Here is a 19,341-nt window from a genome sequence, read left to right on the forward strand (position 1 = left end):
AAAGCGGCAACGCGGGGTAACTCCAAGGTATTACGTTCAGTATTTACGTGCCCGCAAGGTAACCACACGCGGATGAGTTACACCGGTCCGACTGACCTGTATATCGATGGCGAGTGGACGAGCGCCGACGACGGCGAGACGTTTACGACCGAGGATCCCGCGACGGAGGAGCCGTACGCGACCGTCGCGGAGGCGAGCGAGACCGACGTCGATCGCGCGGTCGAGGCCGCCCGGGCGGCGGCCGATCGGGACGCCGAGTGGCGGTCGCTGGACCCGCGGGAGCGCGGCCGGCTGCTCGAGTCGTTCGCGAACGCGATCGAGGACCGCAAGGACGAGATCGTCCGCGTCGAGTCCCGCGACAACGGGAAGACGCCCTTCGAGGCGACGCTCGACGTCGACATGGTCATCGACACGGTCCGGTACTACGCCGGCTGGACCGACAAGATCGAGGGCGACGAGGTGCCGGTTCCGGGCGACCGACTGAACTACACCGTGCGCGAACCCCTCGGGGTCACCGGCCACGTGATCCCGTGGAACTACCCCTTCCAGCTCGCCGGGCGGAGCCTCGCGCCGGCGCTGGCGTGCGGCAACACGGCCGTGCTGAAGCCCTCGAGCACGACGCCGCTGTCCGCGCTCTACTACGCGGCGGCGGCGGAGGAGGCGGGCCTGCCGGACGGGGTGGTCAACGTCGTTCCCGGTCGCGGCAGCGTCGCGGGCAACCGGCTGGTCGAACATCCCGACGTCGACCACGTCGCGTTCACCGGCAGCACCGGGGTCGGGAAGGGCGTGATGGAGCGGGCGGCACAAAACGTCACCGGCGTCACGCTCGAGCTCGGCGGGAAGGGACCGAACATCGTCTTCCCGGATGCCGACCTCGACGCGGCGGCGGCCGGTTGTCACTACGGGATCTTCATGAACGCCGGCCAGATGTGCTGGGCGGGCTCGCGACTGCTCGTCCACGAGGACGTCCACGACGAGGTCGTCGACCGCGTGGTCGAGCGGGCGGAATCGACGCCCCTCGGGAGCGGGATCGACGACGACGGTCGGATGGGCCCGGTCGTCAGCGAGAGCCACCACGAGGAGGTCCTCGAGTACATCGAGACCGGCCGTCAGGAAGGCGCGACCGTCGCGACCGGCGGCGGCGTCCCCGACGGGAAGGACGCGGGCTACTTCATCGAACCGACGGTGTTCACCGACGTCACGAACGACATGACGATCGCCAGGGAGGAGATCTTCGGCCCCGTGCTGTCGGTCATCGAGTTCTCCGACCGCGAGGAGGCCATCGAGATCGCCAACGACTCGCCGTACGGCCTGATGGCCGGTATCTGGACGAACGACCTGCAGACGGCACACGGCGTCGCCGACTACCTGGATTACGGGATGGTCAGCATCAACGAATACCCGGTGACCCAGCCCCAGACCCCGTTCGGCGGGTTCAAACAGAGCGGCAACGGCCGCGAACAGGGGACCGAGGCGCTCCACGAGTACACCCAGACGAAGAACGTCAACGTCAATCTAGAGTGAGCAGCGCAATCCGGTGCGAGCAGTGCAATCCGGTGCGAGCAGTGCAATCCGGTGCGAGCAGTGCAATCCGGAGTGAGCAGCCTCACGCCCCGCCGGATGCGCTTTCCTCGTCGTAGAGGTCGGTGACTTCGGCGGCGAACCGGTCGAGGATGTCCCGGCGTTTCTTCTTCATGGTCGGGGTGAGCAGCCCGTTCTCCTCGGTGAAGGGCTCCGGGACGAGCCGGAATCGTTTGATCCGTTCGTGGGGCTCGAGGTCCGCGTTCAGCCGATCGACGTCCTGCTGAATTCGATCGTGGACGCGGTCGTCCCGAGTCATCGCGCCGCGATCGGCGGGGAGATCGATCCCCTGCTCGGCGGCCCAGTCGCGGAGCGCCTCGGCGTCCGGGACGATGAGTGCCGAGACGAACTTCCGATCGTCGCCGACCACGAGACACTGCTCGATGATCGCGGCGTCGGCGAACCGGTCCTCGATCGGCGCCGGCATCACGGTCTTCCCGGTCGAGAGGACGATCCGCCGGTCGGCGCGTCCCCGAAACTCGATGTAGCCGTCCGGTCGGATCGCGACGATATCGCCGGTCCGGAACCAGCCGTCGTCGGTGAACGCCGCGGCGGTGGCGTCGGGACGGTTCCAATAGCCCTCGGTCACCTGCGGCCCGCGTACCAGGAGCTCGCCGAGGTCGCCATCGACGTCGTCGGCCCGGCCGTCGCTCACCGCGGCGTCGTCGACGGCGACGTCCGTGTCGACGACCGGCGGACCGATCGTTCCGGGTATCGGGGCCTCGGGCGGGTTGACCGAGACGACGGGCGCGGTCTCGGTGAGGCCGTACCCCTCGAGGATGGGAAGGCCCATCCCGTGATACAGCGCGCAGAGGTCGGGCGACAGCGAGCCGCCGCCCGAAATGAAGAAGTCGACGTTGCCCCCGAGCGCCTCCCGGACCGAATCGAAGACGAGTCGGTCGGCGATCGCGTGTTTGGCCGCGAGCACCGGGCCCGGATCGTCGGTCCGGTTGACCGTTCGGCCGACCGTGGTCGCCCACTCGAAGACCCGGCGGGAGACCGCCGACTCGGCGGCCTGTCGGCGCATCGACGCGTAGAGCTTCTCGTAGACGCGGGGGACGCTCGTGGCGGTCGTCGGACGAACGTGCTCGAAATCCTCCCGGAGCGTGTCCGGGCTCTCGGCGTACGCGACCGTGGCGCCGGCGGCGAACATCAGGAAGTGGCCGGCGAGCCGCTCGAAGACGTGGGCAAGCGGGAGGAACGACAGCGTCGTCGTTCCGGAGTCGATCCGCGGAACGTCCGGAGCCTTGTCCGGGCGGGGACCGAGCCGTTTGTAACATTGCGTCAGGTTCGCCCGGAGGTTGTGGTGGGTGAGCGGGACGCCTTTGGGGCGGCCGGTGGTTCCGGACGTGTAGATGAGGGTTGCGAGGTCCGTCAGCGACCGCTCGTCGATCCACCCCTCGTAGGCGTCCCGGTCGAACGTTTCGCGGCCGCGCTCGTGAAGCGCGGCGAGCGGAACGACGGACGGATCGTCGCCCGCGTCGTGATCGAGGTCCGGTTCCGCGTCCGGACCGTCGTCGATCGTGACGATCGCCTCGAGGTCGTGATCGAGAGCCTCGTGGACGTCGAGCACGCGATCGCGAAGCGCCGCGTTCTCGACCACGACGACGGTCGCTTCGGGGTCCTCGAGCAGGTACCGAAGCCGCGCGTCGGTGGCGGACGGGTAGACGGTCGTGACGACGCCGCCGGCCGCGAGGAGGGCGAAATCGACCTGCGCCCACTCCATCCGGGTGTGGGAGACGATCGCGACTCGAGTGTCGGCATCGACGCCGAGATCCCGAAAGCCGGCGGCGAGCCGCTCGACGATCGACCGCATCTCGGCGTAGGTGAGGTCCGCGTACTCGCCGTCCGAAGCCGCGGGGATCACGCCGCCGGAGACGAGCGACCGGTCGGCGACGCCGCCCTTGTACCGCTGCGCGGTGCGGTCGGCGTGGCGCCGGGCGCTGCGATCGAAGGTCCGTGGAAGCGGCTCCTCGGCGATGGCCGGGTCCTCGAACTCGCGTTCCGCCTCCCGCCAGTTCATACTCGGCGGTGGTCCGGATCCGTGATAAACCATATGGGACGGAAGCCGCAGAAGCGTCACTCGTCCAGCATCGCGAGCACGCCGCGAACGTTGAGTCGCTCGTTGGCTTCGGCCCGCTCGGTCGTCCAGACCCCGTCGAGTTCGGTGGTTCGTTCGAAGTGGCGGATCACCGCCTCGTCGGAGTCGAGCTCGTCGCGTTTGCGTCGAACCGCCTCGACCCACTCGACGGAGGCGCGCTGGAACTCCTCGATGACCGCGGGTTCGAACGTCCGGGGGCCGAAGTGTGAGAAGCAGAGCACCGAGGGCTCGAGGTCGGCGATCGCGGCGGCGTCGGCGAGGGACTGGTCGAGGTCGAACTGCGGCGGCGGCGTCGTGGGGGTGACGGCGTCGATCTGTGGGACGTAGATCCCGGCCGCGTCGGCGGTGAAGACGACGCCGTCGTCGGGCTCGTGGAAGACGGTCTGGTGGGGCGCGTGGCCCGGTGCCTCGAGGACCGCGAGCCGCCGGTCGCCCAGATCGATCGTGTCGCCGTCGGCGAGCCCGTCGATCCGTGTTTCCGGGATCGGTTCGGGATCGGTGTAATGGCGCCACTGGTCGCCGACGGCCGCCTTCGTTCCCTCGACGAGCCGGGACGGGTCGGTCAGGTGGCGGACGCCGCGGGAGTGAACGCGGACCGACGCCTCGGGATGGGCGTCGGCCAGCAGCCCGGCGCCGCCGGCGTGATCGAGGTGGACGTGGGTCGGAAGGATCCACGCGAGGTCGTCGGCCCCGATCCCGATCTCGGAGAGGGTCTCGAGCAGGCCGTCGACGTTCGCGCCGGTTCCCGTGTCGATCACCGCGGGCTTGGGAGTGTCGTAGACGTATACCGATCCGTACCCGGGCGCGTCGAACATGCCGGTGTCGTGGTAGTAGAGGTCCTCGACGCCGCGAACCGCCTCGAACTCGCCGGGGGCAAGGCGGTCGATGTCGGCGTCGTGGCGTCCGATCGCGCCGTCTCCGTCACTGCTCGCCTCATCGCGTGCCATTGTGATCGATGGAGGCGGTCTCGGGGTTAAGCGTTCGGTGCGTGCACCGACGTCGGCACAAGAGCGCCGAAGGGCGCCGACTATGGCTCGAAGGGGGGCCGACTAGAGGCCGAAGGGGGGCCGACTAGGGCTCGAAGGGCGTCGTTCAGGGTGCGACGCCGACCGTAAGCAGGGTGCCCCAGGTACGATACCGGTCGACCATCGCCTCGCGGCTCCCCCAGTCGTCGGTCGGGAACGCTTCGGCGGGCGGGATCTCGATCTCCCGGTCCGGGATGGTGTCCTGGGCCGCCACGTGGAGCCCGGCCTCCCGGAAGGCCTCGCGGTACTGCGAACGGTCCCAGAGGGTCATCTCGATGTCGATCAACTCCTGCCACTCGTGGGTGTGTTCGCTCTCGGCGAAGTAGTTGACCGCGCAGTACCAGGTGCCGCCGGGCCGGAGGATCCGGCGGATCTCCGAGAGGGTGGTGTCGGGGTCGGCGGCGTAGTAGAACGCCTCCATCGAGACGACGTGGTCGACCGAGTCGTCGGCGAACGGGAGGGAATCGAAGTCGCCGACGAGGAAATCGATCCGGTCGTCGTCGGTGTAGGACCGGGCGTTCCGCACCATCTCGGGTGCGCCGTCGAGCCCGTACCCGCGGTCGATCCCGCGTTCGCGCAGCGCGCGCAGCGCGTATCCGGATCCGGTTCCGAGGTCGACGACCACGTCGTCGACCTCGACCGGCATCCGCGCCAGGACGTGCTTGGCGGTGTGCCAGTGTCGATCCTCCATCCCGCGGTCCTTGCCGGTCGTCGCCCACTCGTCGAACTCCTCGCGAACGCTCATACGATCGCTCGGTTCGGGACCGTCAAAACAGGTTCGGGACGGCGGCTGCGACGGCGGTTTTGAAACAGCAGTCCGTTACGGCAGCGGGTTTTTAAATCCCGACGCCGGAGTGGGAGTATGAAGCGGCCACGGGTGCGACGTCCGAACTTTCGGATCGCCGACTCCGCACAACAGACCGTCGGCGGGTTCCTGTTGGCCGGGCCGTTCGTCGTGACCGAGGAGGTGTGGGGGCTCGCACAGGGGATGCACCCGATCCAGGCGGTGCTGACAGCGGGCGTCGTCGCCGCGATCGGCTACGCGGCGCTGTACCGCGCCGATACCGGCCGCGATCCGGACAGCGAGCAGGCGGTCGCCGGCATTCCGATCCGGTTTCTCTCGCTGATGACCGTCTCGTTCGGGTCGGTGCTGGTGCTCGCGCTCCTCTTCGACGCCCCGGACACGTTCCTCATTGACCAGGGAATGTCCGGGCGGGAGGTGTGGGTGACGACGGCGAAGGCAGTCACGATCGGGGCGGTCTTCAGCGTCGTCGGGGCCGCGACCGCCGACAGCGTGTTCTGATCGTCCCGGCCGACGCAATGCTGATCGTCCCGGCCGACGCAATGCTGATCGTCCCGGCCGACGCAAAAGCGATCGCAACACAACTTAAGTTCGTCCGGCGGGTGCCGCCTGTATGGAGTACTCGTTGGCGATCGAGAACGCGCCGGAGACGATTCCCGGAGGGACCGGGCTGTTGTTAGTACACCCGAGCATCGGCGAGACGGACCGGATCGACACGGACTTTCTGAAAACCGACACTGACTCCTTTCTCGTCGTCTCGACGCGAACGACGGCGCGGGAGGTCGAGCAGAAGCTCGAGTACTACGACGTCGACGAGTCGAGGGCGACCATCCTCGACACGATCTCGGTCGAGCGAGGCTACTCCCGCCGGTCCGGTGACGACGTCTACTACGTGGCCTCGCCGGACGACCTCGAGGGGGTCGTGGACTCGGTCGAGCGGTTCCTGACCGAACACGACGGAAAGCGCCGCGTCTCGATCGATTCGCTCACGGAGATGGCCTATTATGCGGACGAGGAGGCGGCCTATCAGGCCGCCGCCGCGATCCTCGAACTGCTCGCGGAACACGACGCAGTCGGGCTGTTCCATCTCTCGAAGGAGGTCCACGACGAGGCCGTGCTCGAGCGGTTCGAGACGCTCTTCGACGGCGTCATCGACCTGAGCGAGGACGGGGACGTGACGTCGTCATTTACGTAGTTCCAGGACGGCCGGCGCTTACGACGACTCCGACGTCCCCGACGACTCCGACGTCTCAAGCGCCTCGAACGTTTTCTCGGCCCACCGGACCGCGTAGTCCGCGCCGTGGTCCGCGTAGGTGGCGGTGTCGAGCGCGGCGAACGGGGTCGGGAGATCGAGGTCATGCCGGACGGCCGAGCAGGCGTACTCGGTCGCGTCGGGGAAGGTCATCTCGCCGCGGGCCATCCGGCTCGGGAGGGCTTCGAGCCGGTCGGTGAGACGCTCGCCGGCGTCGACCCACGCGTCGTGGAGTCGGTCATGTTCGCCGGCCCAGCCCGCAAAGATCTCGCGGGTTCGGAGCCCGACCCAGGCATCGAAGAGGGCGTTCGCGATCTGGTAGACGTCGACCGGACCGAGATCGCCCGGGACGTCCGGGCCGCGGATCGCCGCGTCGAGGTCCCGGTACCGGTCGCCGAAGAACGGGAGGAAGTGTTCGGGAACGTCGGCACCGATCTCGACGAAGGCACGGGCGATCAGGAACGCCAGAAAGTCCTCCGGAGTGGTTTCCGCGCGTCGTTTACAGATCACCGTCGGCGGGTCGGTCTGGGCGGTCCAGACGACGGTGCCGTCGCCGGGGGCACCGACGGTGAACGTCGACCCGCGGTACCGGTCGAGGACCGCGGGTGCGTCCGCCGGGAGCCAGTCCGCGGGATAGCCCGCCGGCTCGAGCCGGTCGACGAAGAGTCCGAGGTCCTCCGCCGCGGCCGGCGGGATCGTCTCGAAGTCCGAGTCGGCGTCGAGGACCGGCGTGTCGGGCGCGTGCGTCGATCGAACCGTCTCGAGGTCGGCGGGCAGCTCGCGCCGGGAGAACATTCAGGCGAAGGCGTACGACAGGATCGTGAGGATCGAGAGGATCGCGGCGCTTCCGACCGTTCCGAGGACGACCTTCGTTGGGGTGCTCATACCGGACGTGTGGGTGCCGGTCGCTTAAATCCATTCAGTTCGGCTGGAACCACGGCTTCCGTTCGGTCGGGACGGTGATCGCGGGCGAGGCGTTTAAGTTACCATCGACCGATCACCGACCGTGCGCGTACGAGACGCCGTCGAGGCCGACGCGGAGGCGATCGCCGCGTTGGCTGAGCAGCCGGTCGACGCGACGCGGGAGGTCATCCACGACCGGTCGGTCCGCGTCGCGATCCCCGAGGAACCGACTTCGTCCCGCGAGGAACCGACTTCGTCCCGCGAAGAACCGACTTCGTCCCGCGAGGAACCGACGTCCAACCCGGAACGACCGGACCCGGAAAGCCCAACCGACGCCGAGTCGACGGCTCCGACCGGCTCAGAGCCGACGAATCCGACCGCCTACGTCGCGTTCGACGCGCATCGTGAGGCGGTTCACCTGACCGGATTCGGGGGCGAGAAGGCGGCGCTTGAGCGGCTCCTCGAGGAACCCCGCCGGTTCGCCGACCGGGAAGGGATGGCGGTCGAGGCGATCGTCGACCGGGACGACGACGAGCGGCGGTCGATCGTCGAGTCGGTCGGGTTCGAGGAGACGGGAGCGGGACCGCGGTTCGACGGCTCCGAGACGGTTCGATATCGGATCCCGCGAAGCGAGTGATTCCGGTTCGGTGCCCGAAACGGAGTGACCGTCGCATTCCACGGCGTCAGGCGAACTTCCGGACGGTCATGTCCAGGGTGTCGAGGTCGAGGATCGGCGCGAATCCGCAGTCGGGATCGATGTTGACGGACTTCTGGAAGTCGGTCTGTTCCTGCCAGCAGCCGGAGTTGACGGCGAGGACGTTGTGGTATTTCCCCCAGCCGAGCTTGTGAACGTGGCCGGTGTGGAACACCTCCGGGACGTCCTCGATAACGAGGTGGTCCTGCTCCTCGGGTGCCACTCGGGTATGTCCGCCGAACTGTGGGGCGACGTGTCGCTTCTTGAGCAGGTGGTACATCGCCTTGTGGGGGTCGTCGTAGCTGGCCTTTCCGGCGGGGAGTTCGGCGATGACCTCGTCGAGGGAGACGCCGTGGTACATCAGGACGGAGACGCCCTCGACCGTGACCGCAGCCGGGTTCGAGACGATCCGGGAGTCGTGTGCGGACATCAGATCGCGGAGCTCCTCGTCGAAGGCGGGTTGGGGTTCCGCGAGGCGGACGGCGTCGTGGTTCCCCGGGATCATCACGATCTCGAGGTCGCCGGGGACGTCCTTGAGGTGCTCCGAGAACCGTTCGTACTGCTCGTAGATGTCGACGATGTCGAGCTCTTCGTCCTGGTCCGGATAGACGCCGACGCCCTCGACCATATCCCCGGCGAGTAGCAGGTACTCGACCGCCGCCGCGTCCTCGGTGTGCAGCCAGTCGGCGAACGACTCCCAGGCGTCGCGCATGAACTCCTGGGACCCGACGTGGACGTCCGAGATGAGTGCTGCCTGCACGTGTCGGTCGGCGTAGCTCGGCTGGAACGTCCGGGGAACGTCCGGGAAATGGACCGCGTCGGCGAAGAGGATCCCGGAATCGTCCGCCAGCGTTCCGTCGACGGCGATGCACTCGTCGAGGAGGATCTCGTCGACGACGTCCGCGATCCCCTTGTCCTTCATGATCAGCGCGGGGAACGTCCCGGTCGTGTCCTCGAGCTCGACGAGCCAGTGGCCCGACCGGGTCGACCGGACGTCGTTGACGAGCCCGATCATCGCCGCGTCGCTGCCGCCGGGCATCTCCGCGATCGCGCTCGCCGGCCGATGGTTGACGCGGCCGCGGAGGATCTTCGAGAGGCGTTCGTACCGGTCCCGGAACGTCCGGACGAAGTCGGCGTACTCGCCCGTGCCGGTGCTGTGGCCGGTCATATCGTTTGCGACCTCGAGCGACCGACGGTCGGCGTCAGCCGACCGATCCGACGTGTCCGTTTCGGTCCTCGGTTCGGCTTCCGGTGCAGTTCCCGAACCGGTTCTCGGTTCAATTCCCGGTTCGGTTTCCGTTTCGGGCCTCCCCGCTCCAGCCTCCGCTTCCGATTCCGGTCCGGATTCCGAATCCGGTCGAGGTTCCGAATCCGGTCGAGGTTTCGAGTCCGGTCGAGGTTCCGAATCCGGTCGAGGTTCCGAATCCGATCGGGAACCGGACCTCGGTCGTGAAGTCGACTCGTTCGATTGCCGGGGCTCCACCGTAGTTGCGCCGGATGGCTCGGTTGATCCGGATGGCTCGGTTGATCCGGATGCTTCGTGTTCCGTGTTGGTCTTTACCGACCCCTTTGTTTCGACTGGAGATCCCTTCTGATTCGGTGTGTTTCTCGAACGATCCGACCCAGTCGAAACGGAGGGATCGGCATCGATCGTGGACCGGATGTGGTCGCTCGTGATACGAAGCGTATCCTCCGGAACGTGGTCAACCACGGCCTCGATCGTGGCGTGTGGGTCGTCGGTTCCCGCGATGAGGGTGATCGCCTCCCGATCGGCGTTGTAGCCCCGCTCGGTGAGCTCCATCACGATCCGCGACGACGTCTCCAGTGGCACGGATCGCCGAACGGTTAGCGTGGACAAAAGCATGCCGACCGGCATCGAACCGGCCGCTTCCCCCGAAGCCAGAACGTTCAAACCCGAAGCCGCGAAAGTCGAACCAAATGGGATCCGGGAACGATCGGTCGCAGGGACCGTCGGACGACGATCGACGGTCCGAGGACGACCGAGTCGACGATTCCCGTGAACGCCGCCCTCCAAAAGATAGAGACGGGAACGGGAACGGTGACGAGCACGACGCCGAGTACGATGACGAATACGGGTTCGAAGACGGATTCGAGGAATCCGACGAAGACGACGGTAGCAACCGAAAGTTCGGCCCGGATGCCGATCGAGGATCGGGGGATTCCGAGGACGGGTTCACGTGGCAGAAACGGAACCGAACGGACGATCGGGAGGTGCCACGGACACCCGACGGAAGACGTGATGATGACGGCCGTCGGGCGCGACCGACGGACGAACGACCGGCACCGGAGACGACGGACGAACGACCGGCACCGGACGATCAGCGATCGTCGACTGATTCCACGCACCCGCCCTTCGGCGGTTCCGGCGAGGGTTCCGGCGAGGGCCCCCCGCCGGAGCCGGGAACGACCGCGGCCGCCGATCGGGGCCGACGACGTGATCGTGGACGATCGTCGGGAGATCAGGGGATCGTTCGGCGGTTTCTGACGGCACAGGAGGGACCGGCGGTGTGGATCCGGGACGTCGTCACGAGCGTCGTGATCGTCCTCGCGATCGGGGCGCTGCTGTTCGCGGTGAGCGGGGTCTGGCCGCCGATGGTCGCGGTCGAGTCGGGGAGTATGGACCCGAATATGGAGAAAGGCGACCTGATCGTCGTGACCGAGCCGGGTCGGTTGGCGCCGGACGCGGCCACGAACGACGTCGGGGTCGTGACCCAGGAGGTCGCCGAACGGGAGGGTTATCGGTCCTTCGGCGCTCCCGGCTCGGTGATCGTGTACACCTTCCCCGGTCGGGTCGGGTCGCCGATCATCCACCGATCGATGTTTCACGTCGAGGCGGGCGAGAACTGGGTCGATCGGGCCGACCCGCGGTATCTGAACGGCGAGACCTGTGCGGACGTCCGGAACTGTCCGGCACCCCACTCCGGATTCATCACGAAGGGGGACAACAACGCTCGATACGACCAGGCGAGCGGCATCGCGCCGCCGGTGAAACCGGAGTGGGTGACCGGCGTCGCGCGCGTTCGACTCCCGTATCTCGGGTGGATCCGGCTGGTTGCCACCGGGCAGGCCACGACAGACGAGTTCATCGAAGCGGTGACCTCGGGAACGCTGGGTGCGGGCGGAACGCCGGGTGCGGGCGGAACGCCGGGTGTGCCGGAGCCGATGGGTGGTCCGAGCGCGATGGCGATCGCGGGAGCTGCCGCCGTCGGCGTCACGGCAGTTCGGCGAACGCGTGGATGAGGGGCAGAGGAGGGGTGGAGGGAGCAGAGGAGGAGTAGGAGAGTCGATGTCGAGTGGGGAAGGACGCGTAGGTGAGGACGGAAGGCCAAGAGCCGAATCTTAGTTGTCGAACCGCGCCTGAACGAACGGCTGAGCGTTCTCGATGTCGCCGAGCCGGGAGTCCGACAGGAGGACGGCCTCGGTCTCGTCGATGGGCACGGAGAGGCTCATCTCCTTGGTCCGGCCGTATCGGCCCTTCGAGACGACGACCGCGTTGACGATCCCGAGCATATCGAGCTCGGAGATGAGGTCGGTGACCCGACGCTGGGTGAGCACGTCGGCGTCGATCTCCTCACAGAGGCGCTTGTAGATGTTGAACACCTCGCCGGTGTTGATGTTGTGGACGCCGTTCTGTTCGAGGAGGATGATCGAAAAGAGGACGATCTTGCTCTGGGTGGGAAGCGTACGGACGACCTCGACGACGCGGTCGAGTTCGATCTTGTCCTGTGCCTGCCGGACGTGTTCCTCGCCGATGATCTCCGCCTGGGACCGCTCGGCGAGCTCGCCCGCGGTCCGCAACAGATCCAGCGCGCGGCGGGCGTCCCCGTGTTCCTGGGCCGCGAAGGCCGCACAGAGGGGGATCACGTCCTCGGTGAGCGCGTCGGGTTTAAAGGCGACGTCGGCGCGGTGTTGGAGGATGTCCCGGAGCTGGTTGGCGTCGTACGGCGGAAAGACGATCTCCTCCTCGCCGAGGCTCGACTTAACGCGGGGATCGAGGAAGTCGGTGAACTTCAGGTCGTTCGAGATGCCCATGATGGAGATCCGCGAGTTATCGAGCTCGGAGTTCATCCGCGAGAGGTTATACAGCGTGTCGTCGCCCGACTTCTCGACGAGTTTGTCGATCTCGTCGAGCATGATCACGGCCACGCGCTCGTGGTAGTCAACCGCGTCGAAGAACGTGGAGTAGACGCGGTCGGTCGGCCACCCCGTCATCGGAACCTCCTCCATCGTCTCGGCGTCGTCCCGAAGCTGCTCGATCCGATCGTCGATCGCATCGAGATCGTCGAAGGGCGTGTTCCTGAGGGGTGCGTCGTCGGCCTCGCGGGATGCGTCATCGACCTCGCGGGATGCGTCGTCGACCTCGCGGGATGTATTCTCGATCTCGTGGGACGCATCCACAACCTCGCTGGATGCGTCCTCGACCTCGCGGGATGCGTCGTCGACCTCGCGGGATGTATTCTCGATCTCGTGGGACGCATCCACAACCTCGCTGGATGCGTCCTCGACCCGGGATCGAAGCGTCTCGAGTTCGTCGATCCGGTCGGCGATCACCGCCTGGTTCTGCTGGATGAACTTGTTCGCGAGCTGCGCGAGCACGCGGTACTGGGTGTCGGTGACCTCACAGTTGATGTACTCGACCTCGCAGGGGACGTCGTACTTCTTGGAGGTCGATTCGAGCTCGTTGGAGACGAACTTCGCGGAGGCCGTCTTTCCGGTGCCGGTCTTTCCGTATATCAGGATGTTCGACGGCGTGTCGCCGCGGAGCGCCGAGACGAGGATCGTCGCCATTCGATTTATTTGGTCGGTTCGATGGGGGAGTTCGTGGGGGGTGTAGGAAGGGCGGAGGACCTCCTTGTTCTCGAAGATGGGTTCGCCGGACAGGAGGTCGTCGAACAGACCTTGACTCTCGTCCTCGTCGTCCGCGTCGTCCTGGAAGACGACGCCGTCCAGGTCGACGTCGGTCGACGACCGATCCCGGCTGGGCGAGGGATCGACCGCAACGTCCACGTTCGCGGAGGCGTTGGCATCGAGATCCGTCCCGGGGTCGGCGTCGGCATCGAGATCCGTCTTGGGATCGGTTTCGGAATCGGTTTCGGGATCGGTTCCGGAGCGAGCCGAATCGGACGGCACCGTTTCGGGTGGAGACATCCCCGTCGCCGAATCAGCGGGCTGATCGGGGGTTCGATCGGGGTTCGTCGTCCCGGGTCGAGATCCCTCCATACTGCCGGTCGGCCCGGCGTCATTCGGTCGTCGAGCGTCGGCTTCTGCGACGACATCGGCGGTCGTGACGTCCTCGGCGGTCGTGACGTCTTCGGAACCCGGATCGGCGGCGCTGGCCGGATCCGTCCCGTCCGGGGACGGATCGTTTCGTCTCGAAGTCTCAGCGTCGGTCGTCTCGGATTCGTGTTCGGATGTCGTGTGTTCGGTTCCCATTCATAACCCCCCTATTTCAGGTGGAGAACTCCGAGATGGCGCGTAGATGCCGCCGTTCAGCGGCGGATGGAGGCGTATTCATCGATGAAGCCACAACGGAGCGTCCAGATGATGCAATCGAAACAGATGTCCACATTCATTAAAAGCGTTGCCCTCTCCAGTAGAAAGGATGGTGTTGCAACCGGTGCCATCGGGTGCGTTGAACACATCGGACGGGGAGCTCCAGCGGAAACGAAGGGGTAGTCCACGAGGTGAAGTTGCGCGAACGAGGTTGAGAGACGGGGTGAGTGATGATCGAGCTGAGGGTTGACGTTCTTCCGCGCCTAAAGGCGCGGGTGTACTCCGTACTCTGTATTATGCTCTTCGTGCTCTGTATATTCTCATCAGAATCAAAGGCGGATCGGATCGGTTAGAGAACGGAGACGAAACCGACGCGACGCTCAGTGAAACCAGACGTCACGAGGCGAGTTAACTCGCCTCTGATATATGGTACCATAAATCACGATATATGGTACCATATATTTCGTACCGTGCGTCTTTTTCGTTCGTCCCCCCCACCCCTTCGTTTCGTGTGGAGACCGTGGCGGAGATCCCCAGTAGGGCGAGAGCGGGAATGATCAGTTAATAAGAAACGGATCCATATAGTTATTTTATAATAATATAGCGTTGTATTCTTTCTCTGGACTGGAATACGGGTCCGTTTTATGAGTATTGCATATAAAACCACCGCTATTATAAGCACCCCCCTCCCCCCACCCCTCCCACAGAGAGTTCCACACGAAACGAAGGGGTGGGGGGGTTCCCGTCAACGATACTTCATTCCGTGACCCCTGACTGGCCTCGGTTCCGTGACGGTCGAAAGACCGCGAAAGGGTGTCGTCGGCGTGTCTGACGCAGTTCTTAAGTGAGAGCGGCGTGGAACGTGCGATATATCCCCGCGCCGCCGCAGGGACGGAGGACAGGATGGGACTGCTCACGAATCTCAAAGACAGCATCTCGAAGGTCTCTGACCGGCTGTTCGCGGACGAGGAGCCGAAGCGGATCGGCATCTACGGTCCGCCGAACGCCGGCAAGACGACGCTCGCGAACCGTATTGCCCGTGATTGGACCGGCGACGCCGTCGGTCCCGAAAGCCACGTTCCACACGAAACGCGCCGGGCCCGCCGCAAGGAGGGCGTCGAGATCGAGCGCAACGGGCGGACGGTCACGATCGACATCGTCGACACGCCGGGCGTCACGACCAAGGTCGACTACAAGGAGTTCCTCGACCACGATATGGAGAAGGACGACGCCGTCCGCCGGTCGCGTGAGGCGACCGAGGGCGTCGCGGAGGCGATGCACTGGCTCCGCGAGGACGTCGACGGCGTCATCTACGTGCTCGACTCCTCGACCGACCCGTTCACCCAGGTGAACACGATGCTCATCGGCATCATCGAGTCCCAGGACCTCCCCGTTCTCATCCTCGCGAACAAGACCGACCTCCCGGAATCGAACATCCAGCGCGTCGCCAACGCCTTCCCGCAACACGAGACCATCCCCCTTTCGGCGCTCGAGGGCGACAACATGGATGAGGTCTACGACAAGATCGCGGAGTACTTCGGATAATGCCCGAAGCAACGCCTAACGTCGACGGCAGTGACGGATTCGACGACCCCGGAAACAACGATCCTGGAAACAACGACTCCGGAAACGGCGACGACGGGGACGGCGTCCGTATCGACCTAATAAGCGGCGCCCGGATGGAGGGGCTGACGAGCATGGAAAAGATCCGGCTCATCCTCGACGGCGTTCGCGACGGGAACATCGTCATCCTCGAGGAGGGGCTGTCCCCCGACGAGGAGTCGAAGCTCATCGAGGTGACGATGACCGAGATCAGTCCCGACGACTTCACCGGCATCGAGATCGAGACGTACCCGAAATCGGACGCGGGCGATCAGACCCTCCTCGACCGGCTGATGGGCCGGGAGTCCGCACAGAAGCTGACCGTCATCGGTCCGGCCAACCAACTCAAGACCCTTCACAAGGACGAGACGCTCATCAGCGCGCTCGTCTCCCGCAAGTAGATGCCCCACCAGTGTACGGTGTGCGGTCACGTCTTTCCCGACGGGTCCAAGGAGATGCTCTCGGGCTGTCCCGATTGCGGCGGCAACAAGTTCCAATTCAAACCCGGCTCGATCGACGAACCGTCGGCCGACGCGACGAACCGACCCGAGGGAGGGTCGGCGACCGCCGACGCCGCAACCGACGACGTCACGATCGAGGCCGACCGCGAGACCACGCCCGACTCCGACCGCGGGACCACGCCCGACTCCGACCGCGAGACCACGCCCGACTCCGACCGTGACGCCGAGGTCACGGTGGCTACCGACGCGCCCGCCGCCGACCCGAACGAGGCTCCCTCGGCCGACGCCGATACCCCCACCGACGCCGATATCCCCACCGACGCTGTCCCCCCGTCGAGCACGACCGAGGACGACGCGCAGGCGAGCGCACGATCCGAGGTCGTCAGCTCCGATGAGCTCTCGGTCACGAGCAATCCCGACGCCGGCACCTCCTCGTCCGGGGAGGACGCGTCCGGACCGCACGGGAGGAACGATGCCGCAACAGCCGACCCTGACGCTGCCGACACGATCGATGCATCCGATGCCGCCGAGCCGCGAACCGACGCGGACGACGACCGCCCCGGGCTGGACGCGCTTCGCCAGGAGCTCAACGACCAGTTCGAGAGCATCCGGATCGTCAGCCCGGGACAGTACGAACTCAACCTGATGGAGCTGTACGACCGGCAGGAGTACATCATCTCGTTACAGGAGGACGGTCGCTACGTCATCGAGATGCCCGGCGATTGGGGCCCCGACGAGGAGTGACGGCGTCGGGGCGATCGACTCGGCGCGGGCCCGCCTCCATTGCGGCGACGAACGAACGTTTGCGGACAGTGGCTGCTTGCGGACGAGCATCGATGGAGCGAAACCGCAAACCGTCCCGAGCCAGTCACTCGAGCGAGACCGTTCCCGCCGGCTCCCGGAAGTCCGGATCGTAGATCGTCAGCGACCGCGCGCGCCAGTCGATCCGGTCGATCTCCGACTCCGCGAGCGCCTGCGCCCGATCGACCGGCCCGCCGCGCGCGAGCGTGACGTGGGGAACGTATGCCTCGCCCTCGATCCCGGACACCGGCTCGAAGGCCCGACACAGCCGGCGATGTAACCGAACGAGGTCGTCGCCGTCGACCCGCAGGTACACCACGGGACCCGGTCCTCGAGCCGGCTCCTCGAAGTACCCGATCCCCGTGATCGACAGGTCCAGCGGATCGGTGCCCGCCAGCACCGGCCGCAGTCGCTCCCGAAGCCGCGTGACGGCGCGGTCCCGAGCCCGTCCGGGATCGCGATCCCCGCCACGGACCCCACCGCCGCCGTTGAACCCACTCCCGCCGTTGAACCCACCGCCGTCGTCGAGGACAGCGCTCTCGAATCGCTTGCAGACGAGCGTGTGTCGTTCGCGGATCCGGTCGAACGCGACCAGGTCGGGATGGCGGTCGTTCGCGAGGCGATCGACGGCGGGCGGGAGCGGAACGTTGAGGCTGAACATCAGGTCCCCCGGCTGGTTAGAGGTTGTCGGTCAGCCACAGGACGATCACGACGACGATGACGATCCCGATGATCGTCGGGAGCGCCCGCAATACCGCGAACGTGAGGTTCACCAGCTGCCCGACCACCTCGAGCACGAGCCAGACGATCACCAGCCCGAGGATCACCTTCAGTAGGTCCTCGACGTCGATCGATCCCCTGTCTTCGAGTTCCCGATCCATATGCGGAGGTCATCGTCGAGCGATAAAAAGGTCTTCACGGGCCGAAGCCATTCCCACTCCACACCTATTGGATCAGAAACACGTTCTGGCGCCGTGAGAAACCGATATACGCCGGGGAGACACAATCGATCGATATGACTCGCTCGCGGACCGCACGGACTCGGATCGGCGTCATCGCTCTCGCGGTCGCCGTCGGCATCGTCGTGCTCGGCGTCACGTTCCTCGCGGCGCCGGGGATCGTCGGCCCCGACGGCGCCGTCGACGTCACGAACGGGTCCGACGTCGGCACCGGATCCGATTCGACTGCCGTGACGTCCTCGTCGACCGCCAGTACCGGCGGCGGGTCCGTGGCCGCCCAGGCGGTCGACGCCGACACGGTGGCGATCCGGGTCGACATCAACGAGTCCGGCACCGCGAGGTGGCGCCTCGAGTACCGCGTTCGGCTGGACACCGAGGAGCGCGAGAGCGCCTTCGAGAACCTCAGCGCCGACGTCGCGGCGAACGAGTCCGTCTACGCCGACCGGTTTGCGACGCGAATGGAGACGACGGTCGCCGCGGCCGCGAACGCCACCGGTCGGTCGATGTCGATCGACGACGTCGCGGTCGAGACGGACCGCCGGGAGCTCCCCGAATCCTACGGCGTCCTCCGCTACACCCTCGAGTGGAACGGGTTCGCGACCGTCGACGAGGACCGGATCGTCGCTGGCGACGCGATCGCCGGCCTCTTCCTGGATTCGGGCCACCGCCTCACGATCGCGTGGCCCGACGGCTACGAGGTTGACACCGTCCGTCCGACGCCGGACGAAACGGGCACCACGTCGGCCACGTGGACCGGTCCCGCCGAGTTCGCCGACGACGAACCACGGATCGTCCTCGTTCCCGCCGCACCCTACGGGATCGGCGGGACCGCACTGGCCGGGATCCTCGTCGTTCTTCTCCTCGCGGCGGGTCTGGCGATCGTCGCGTATCGCCGCCGGGATCGCCTCGTCGAGACGTTCGCGGACGCTCCCGAGACCGCGGCCGGATCGGCGGCCAGCGACGATCCACCGCGTGGCGACCGGACACCCGCCGACGACCGATCGACCGCCGTCGATGCGGAGTCGGCTTCGGACGCCGGTTCGGACGCCGGTTCGGATGACCCTTCGGACGCCGGTTCGGATGACCCTTCGGACGACTCTTCGGACGCCGGCGCAGCCGCCGGTTCGACCGCGGATGCCGAGTCGAGCGAGTCCCCGCCGGAGGAGCTATTGAGCAACGAGGAGCGCGTCCTCCGGCTGCTCCGACAGAACGGCGGCCGGATGAAACAGCAGGACGTCGTCGAGGAGCTCGGCTGGTCGGACGCCCGAACGAGCCAGGTCGTTTCCGGGCTCCGGGAGGCGGGCAACCTCGACAGCTTCAGGCTCGGCCGCGAGAACGTGCTTCGGTTACCGGAAGCCGATGCCGTCGATTCCGGGGTGACTGACGAGTCCGGATCGGATGACTCCGAGACGAGGGATTCCGGAACGTCGACCGACGACTCGACTCAGGACTGACGACTCGGTCGGAACCCGTCGCTCGGCCGGACTCATCGACCCGGCCTGGCCCTCTCGCGTCACTTCCGCGCATCAAGCTCCCGCGGCATCCGTCCTCGTCGACCGTCTCGTGTCGACGTCGGTCGGTTGACCACCGCCGAGGAGCGCCGTGGCTCGTCGGTTTCGTGTTTCGCTGTCCGGTCGTCACGTGTT

Annotated in this window: 18 protein-coding genes; 9 read left to right on the forward strand and 9 right to left on the reverse strand. The window is 66.4% G+C overall.

Annotated elements, in window-relative coordinates:
* Positions 1–72 precede the first annotated feature (72 nt).
* Positions 73–1,524, forward strand: coding sequence for an aldehyde dehydrogenase family protein (locus CPZ00_RS07240; protein WP_096390290.1), 1,452 nt, complete (start codon positions 73–75; stop codon positions 1,522–1,524).
* Between the two features lie 82 nt (positions 1,525–1,606).
* On the opposite strand, the gene CPZ00_RS07245 is transcribed toward CPZ00_RS07240, so the two are convergent.
* The 3 genes from CPZ00_RS07245 to CPZ00_RS07255 all read right to left on the reverse strand — a co-directional run bounded on the left by CPZ00_RS07245 (position 1,607) and on the right by CPZ00_RS07255 (position 5,452).
* On the reverse strand, positions 1,607–3,604 hold the full coding sequence (locus tag CPZ00_RS07245; protein WP_096390291.1) for an AMP-dependent synthetase/ligase: 1,998 nt from the start codon (positions 3,602–3,604) through the stop codon (positions 1,607–1,609).
* Positions 3,605–3,660: 56 nt separating this feature from the next.
* Positions 3,661–4,629, reverse strand: a complete 969-nt coding sequence (locus tag CPZ00_RS07250; protein WP_096390292.1) for an MBL fold metallo-hydrolase — start codon at positions 4,627–4,629, stop codon at positions 3,661–3,663.
* 145 nt (positions 4,630–4,774) lie between these two features.
* On the reverse strand, positions 4,775–5,452 hold the full coding sequence (locus tag CPZ00_RS07255) for a methyltransferase domain-containing protein (RefSeq protein WP_096390293.1): 678 nt from the start codon (positions 5,450–5,452) through the stop codon (positions 4,775–4,777).
* 117 nt (positions 5,453–5,569) lie between these two features.
* Between CPZ00_RS07255 and CPZ00_RS07260 the strand changes: the two genes are divergently transcribed.
* Together CPZ00_RS07260 and CPZ00_RS07265 are read left to right on the forward strand one after the other, a co-directional pair.
* Positions 5,570–6,010: a DUF2391 domain-containing protein gene (locus CPZ00_RS07260; protein ID WP_096390294.1), complete on the forward strand. Its 441-nt coding sequence runs from the start codon at positions 5,570–5,572 to the stop codon at positions 6,008–6,010.
* Between the two features lie 112 nt (positions 6,011–6,122).
* Positions 6,123–6,704 carry a DUF7090 family protein gene (locus tag CPZ00_RS07265; RefSeq protein WP_096390295.1) on the forward strand — a complete coding sequence of 194 codons (582 nt, stop codon included), beginning with the start codon at positions 6,123–6,125 and terminating at the stop codon, positions 6,702–6,704.
* 18 nt (positions 6,705–6,722) lie between these two features.
* Here the strand turns inward: CPZ00_RS07265 and CPZ00_RS07270 are convergent, their stop codons facing one another.
* A complete protein-coding gene (locus CPZ00_RS07270; RefSeq protein ID WP_096390296.1) occupies positions 6,723–7,556 on the reverse strand; it encodes a DUF7089 family protein in 834 nt (277 codons plus the stop codon).
* Positions 7,557–7,646, reverse strand: coding sequence for a hypothetical protein (locus tag CPZ00_RS16215; protein WP_021074665.1), 90 nt, complete (start codon positions 7,644–7,646; stop codon positions 7,557–7,559).
* Positions 7,647–7,767: 121 nt separating this feature from the next.
* Here CPZ00_RS16215 and CPZ00_RS07275 point away from each other — a divergent pair, with 121 nt between their 5' ends.
* Positions 7,768–8,301, forward strand: coding sequence for a hypothetical protein (locus CPZ00_RS07275; RefSeq protein WP_096390297.1), 534 nt, complete (start codon positions 7,768–7,770; stop codon positions 8,299–8,301).
* A 46-nt stretch (positions 8,302–8,347) separates the two neighbouring features.
* Here the strand turns inward: CPZ00_RS07275 and CPZ00_RS07280 are convergent, their stop codons facing one another.
* Complete coding sequence (locus tag CPZ00_RS07280) at positions 8,348–10,234, reverse strand: DNA-directed DNA polymerase II small subunit (RefSeq protein ID WP_394338412.1); 1,887 nt, start codon at positions 10,232–10,234, stop codon at positions 8,348–8,350.
* 62 nt (positions 10,235–10,296) lie between these two features.
* Between CPZ00_RS07280 and CPZ00_RS15860 the strand changes: the two genes are divergently transcribed.
* Entirely contained in the window at positions 10,297–11,619 is a 1,323-nt protein-coding gene (locus CPZ00_RS15860; RefSeq protein ID WP_233255056.1) for a S26 family signal peptidase, read from the forward strand.
* Between the two features lie 99 nt (positions 11,620–11,718).
* Here the strand turns inward: CPZ00_RS15860 and CPZ00_RS07290 are convergent, their stop codons facing one another.
* Complete coding sequence (locus CPZ00_RS07290; protein ID WP_096390298.1) at positions 11,719–13,812, reverse strand: Cdc6/Cdc18 family protein; 2,094 nt, start codon at positions 13,810–13,812, stop codon at positions 11,719–11,721.
* Positions 13,813–14,775: 963 nt separating this feature from the next.
* Here CPZ00_RS07290 and CPZ00_RS07295 point away from each other — a divergent pair.
* The 3 genes from CPZ00_RS07295 to CPZ00_RS07305 all read left to right on the forward strand — a co-directional run bounded on the left by CPZ00_RS07295 (position 14,776) and on the right by CPZ00_RS07305 (position 16,679).
* The gene (locus CPZ00_RS07295; protein WP_096390299.1) at positions 14,776–15,417 is read left to right on the forward strand and encodes an Era-like GTP-binding protein; all 642 of its coding nucleotides are present in this window, start codon (positions 14,776–14,778) and stop codon (positions 15,415–15,417) included.
* 134 nt (positions 15,418–15,551) lie between these two features.
* Positions 15,552–15,875, forward strand: coding sequence for a DUF2073 domain-containing protein (locus CPZ00_RS07300; protein ID WP_394338437.1), 324 nt, complete (start codon positions 15,552–15,554; stop codon positions 15,873–15,875).
* Positions 15,876–16,679: an OapC/ArvC family zinc-ribbon domain-containing protein gene (locus tag CPZ00_RS07305; RefSeq protein ID WP_096390301.1), complete on the forward strand. Its 804-nt coding sequence runs from the start codon at positions 15,876–15,878 to the stop codon at positions 16,677–16,679.
* A gap of 124 nt (positions 16,680–16,803) precedes the next feature.
* Here CPZ00_RS07305 and CPZ00_RS07310 read toward each other — a convergent pair whose 3' ends face one another.
* Both CPZ00_RS07310 and CPZ00_RS07315 read right to left on the reverse strand, forming a co-directional pair.
* Entirely contained in the window at positions 16,804–17,397 is a 594-nt protein-coding gene (locus CPZ00_RS07310) for a 2'-5' RNA ligase family protein (RefSeq protein ID WP_096390302.1), read from the reverse strand.
* A gap of 16 nt (positions 17,398–17,413) precedes the next feature.
* Positions 17,414–17,617: a DUF7554 family protein gene (locus tag CPZ00_RS07315; protein WP_096390303.1), complete on the reverse strand. Its 204-nt coding sequence runs from the start codon at positions 17,615–17,617 to the stop codon at positions 17,414–17,416.
* A gap of 134 nt (positions 17,618–17,751) precedes the next feature.
* On the opposite strand from CPZ00_RS07315, the gene CPZ00_RS07320 reads away from it, so the two are divergent.
* On the forward strand, positions 17,752–19,149 hold the full coding sequence (locus tag CPZ00_RS07320) for a helix-turn-helix transcriptional regulator (RefSeq protein WP_096390304.1): 1,398 nt from the start codon (positions 17,752–17,754) through the stop codon (positions 19,147–19,149).
* The last annotated feature ends 192 nt before the right edge of the window (positions 19,150–19,341 follow it).

Source organism: Halopenitus persicus, from assembly GCF_002355635.1.
Classification (GTDB): domain Archaea; phylum Halobacteriota; class Halobacteria; order Halobacteriales; family Haloferacaceae; genus Halopenitus; species Halopenitus persicus_A.

Excerpts from the sequence above, each read along its gene's own strand:
- CPZ00_RS07305 (WP_096390301.1), top strand. The coding sequence starts at position 15,876 with ATGCCCCACCAGTGTACGGTGTGCGGTCACGTCTTTCCCGACGGGTCC.
- CPZ00_RS07280 (WP_394338412.1), bottom strand. The coding sequence starts at position 10,234 with ATGCCGGTCGGCATGCTTTTGTCCACGCTAACCGTTCGGCGATCCGTG.
- CPZ00_RS07250 (WP_096390292.1), bottom strand. The coding sequence starts at position 4,629 with ATGGCACGCGATGAGGCGAGCAGTGACGGAGACGGCGCGATCGGACGC.
- CPZ00_RS07265 (WP_096390295.1), top strand. The coding sequence starts at position 6,123 with ATGGAGTACTCGTTGGCGATCGAGAACGCGCCGGAGACGATTCCCGGA.
- CPZ00_RS07245 (WP_096390291.1), bottom strand. The coding sequence starts at position 3,604 with ATGAACTGGCGGGAGGCGGAACGCGAGTTCGAGGACCCGGCCATCGCC.
- CPZ00_RS07310 (WP_096390302.1), bottom strand. The coding sequence starts at position 17,397 with ATGTTCAGCCTCAACGTTCCGCTCCCGCCCGCCGTCGATCGCCTCGCG.
- CPZ00_RS07240 (WP_096390290.1), top strand. The coding sequence starts at position 73 with ATGAGTTACACCGGTCCGACTGACCTGTATATCGATGGCGAGTGGACG.
- CPZ00_RS07295 (WP_096390299.1), top strand. The coding sequence starts at position 14,776 with ATGGGACTGCTCACGAATCTCAAAGACAGCATCTCGAAGGTCTCTGAC.
- CPZ00_RS07260 (WP_096390294.1), top strand. The coding sequence starts at position 5,570 with ATGAAGCGGCCACGGGTGCGACGTCCGAACTTTCGGATCGCCGACTCC.
- CPZ00_RS07320 (WP_096390304.1), top strand. The coding sequence starts at position 17,752 with ATGACTCGCTCGCGGACCGCACGGACTCGGATCGGCGTCATCGCTCTC.
- CPZ00_RS07255 (WP_096390293.1), bottom strand. The coding sequence starts at position 5,452 with ATGAGCGTTCGCGAGGAGTTCGACGAGTGGGCGACGACCGGCAAGGAC.
- CPZ00_RS07300 (WP_394338437.1), top strand. The coding sequence starts at position 15,552 with ATGGAGGGGCTGACGAGCATGGAAAAGATCCGGCTCATCCTCGACGGC.
- CPZ00_RS07290 (WP_096390298.1), bottom strand. The coding sequence starts at position 13,812 with ATGGGAACCGAACACACGACATCCGAACACGAATCCGAGACGACCGAC.
- CPZ00_RS07270 (WP_096390296.1), bottom strand. The coding sequence starts at position 7,556 with ATGTTCTCCCGGCGCGAGCTGCCCGCCGACCTCGAGACGGTTCGATCG.
- CPZ00_RS07315 (WP_096390303.1), bottom strand. The coding sequence starts at position 17,617 with ATGGATCGGGAACTCGAAGACAGGGGATCGATCGACGTCGAGGACCTA.
- CPZ00_RS16215 (WP_021074665.1), bottom strand. The coding sequence starts at position 7,646 with ATGAGCACCCCAACGAAGGTCGTCCTCGGAACGGTCGGAAGCGCCGCG.
- CPZ00_RS15860 (WP_233255056.1), top strand. The coding sequence starts at position 10,297 with ATGGGATCCGGGAACGATCGGTCGCAGGGACCGTCGGACGACGATCGA.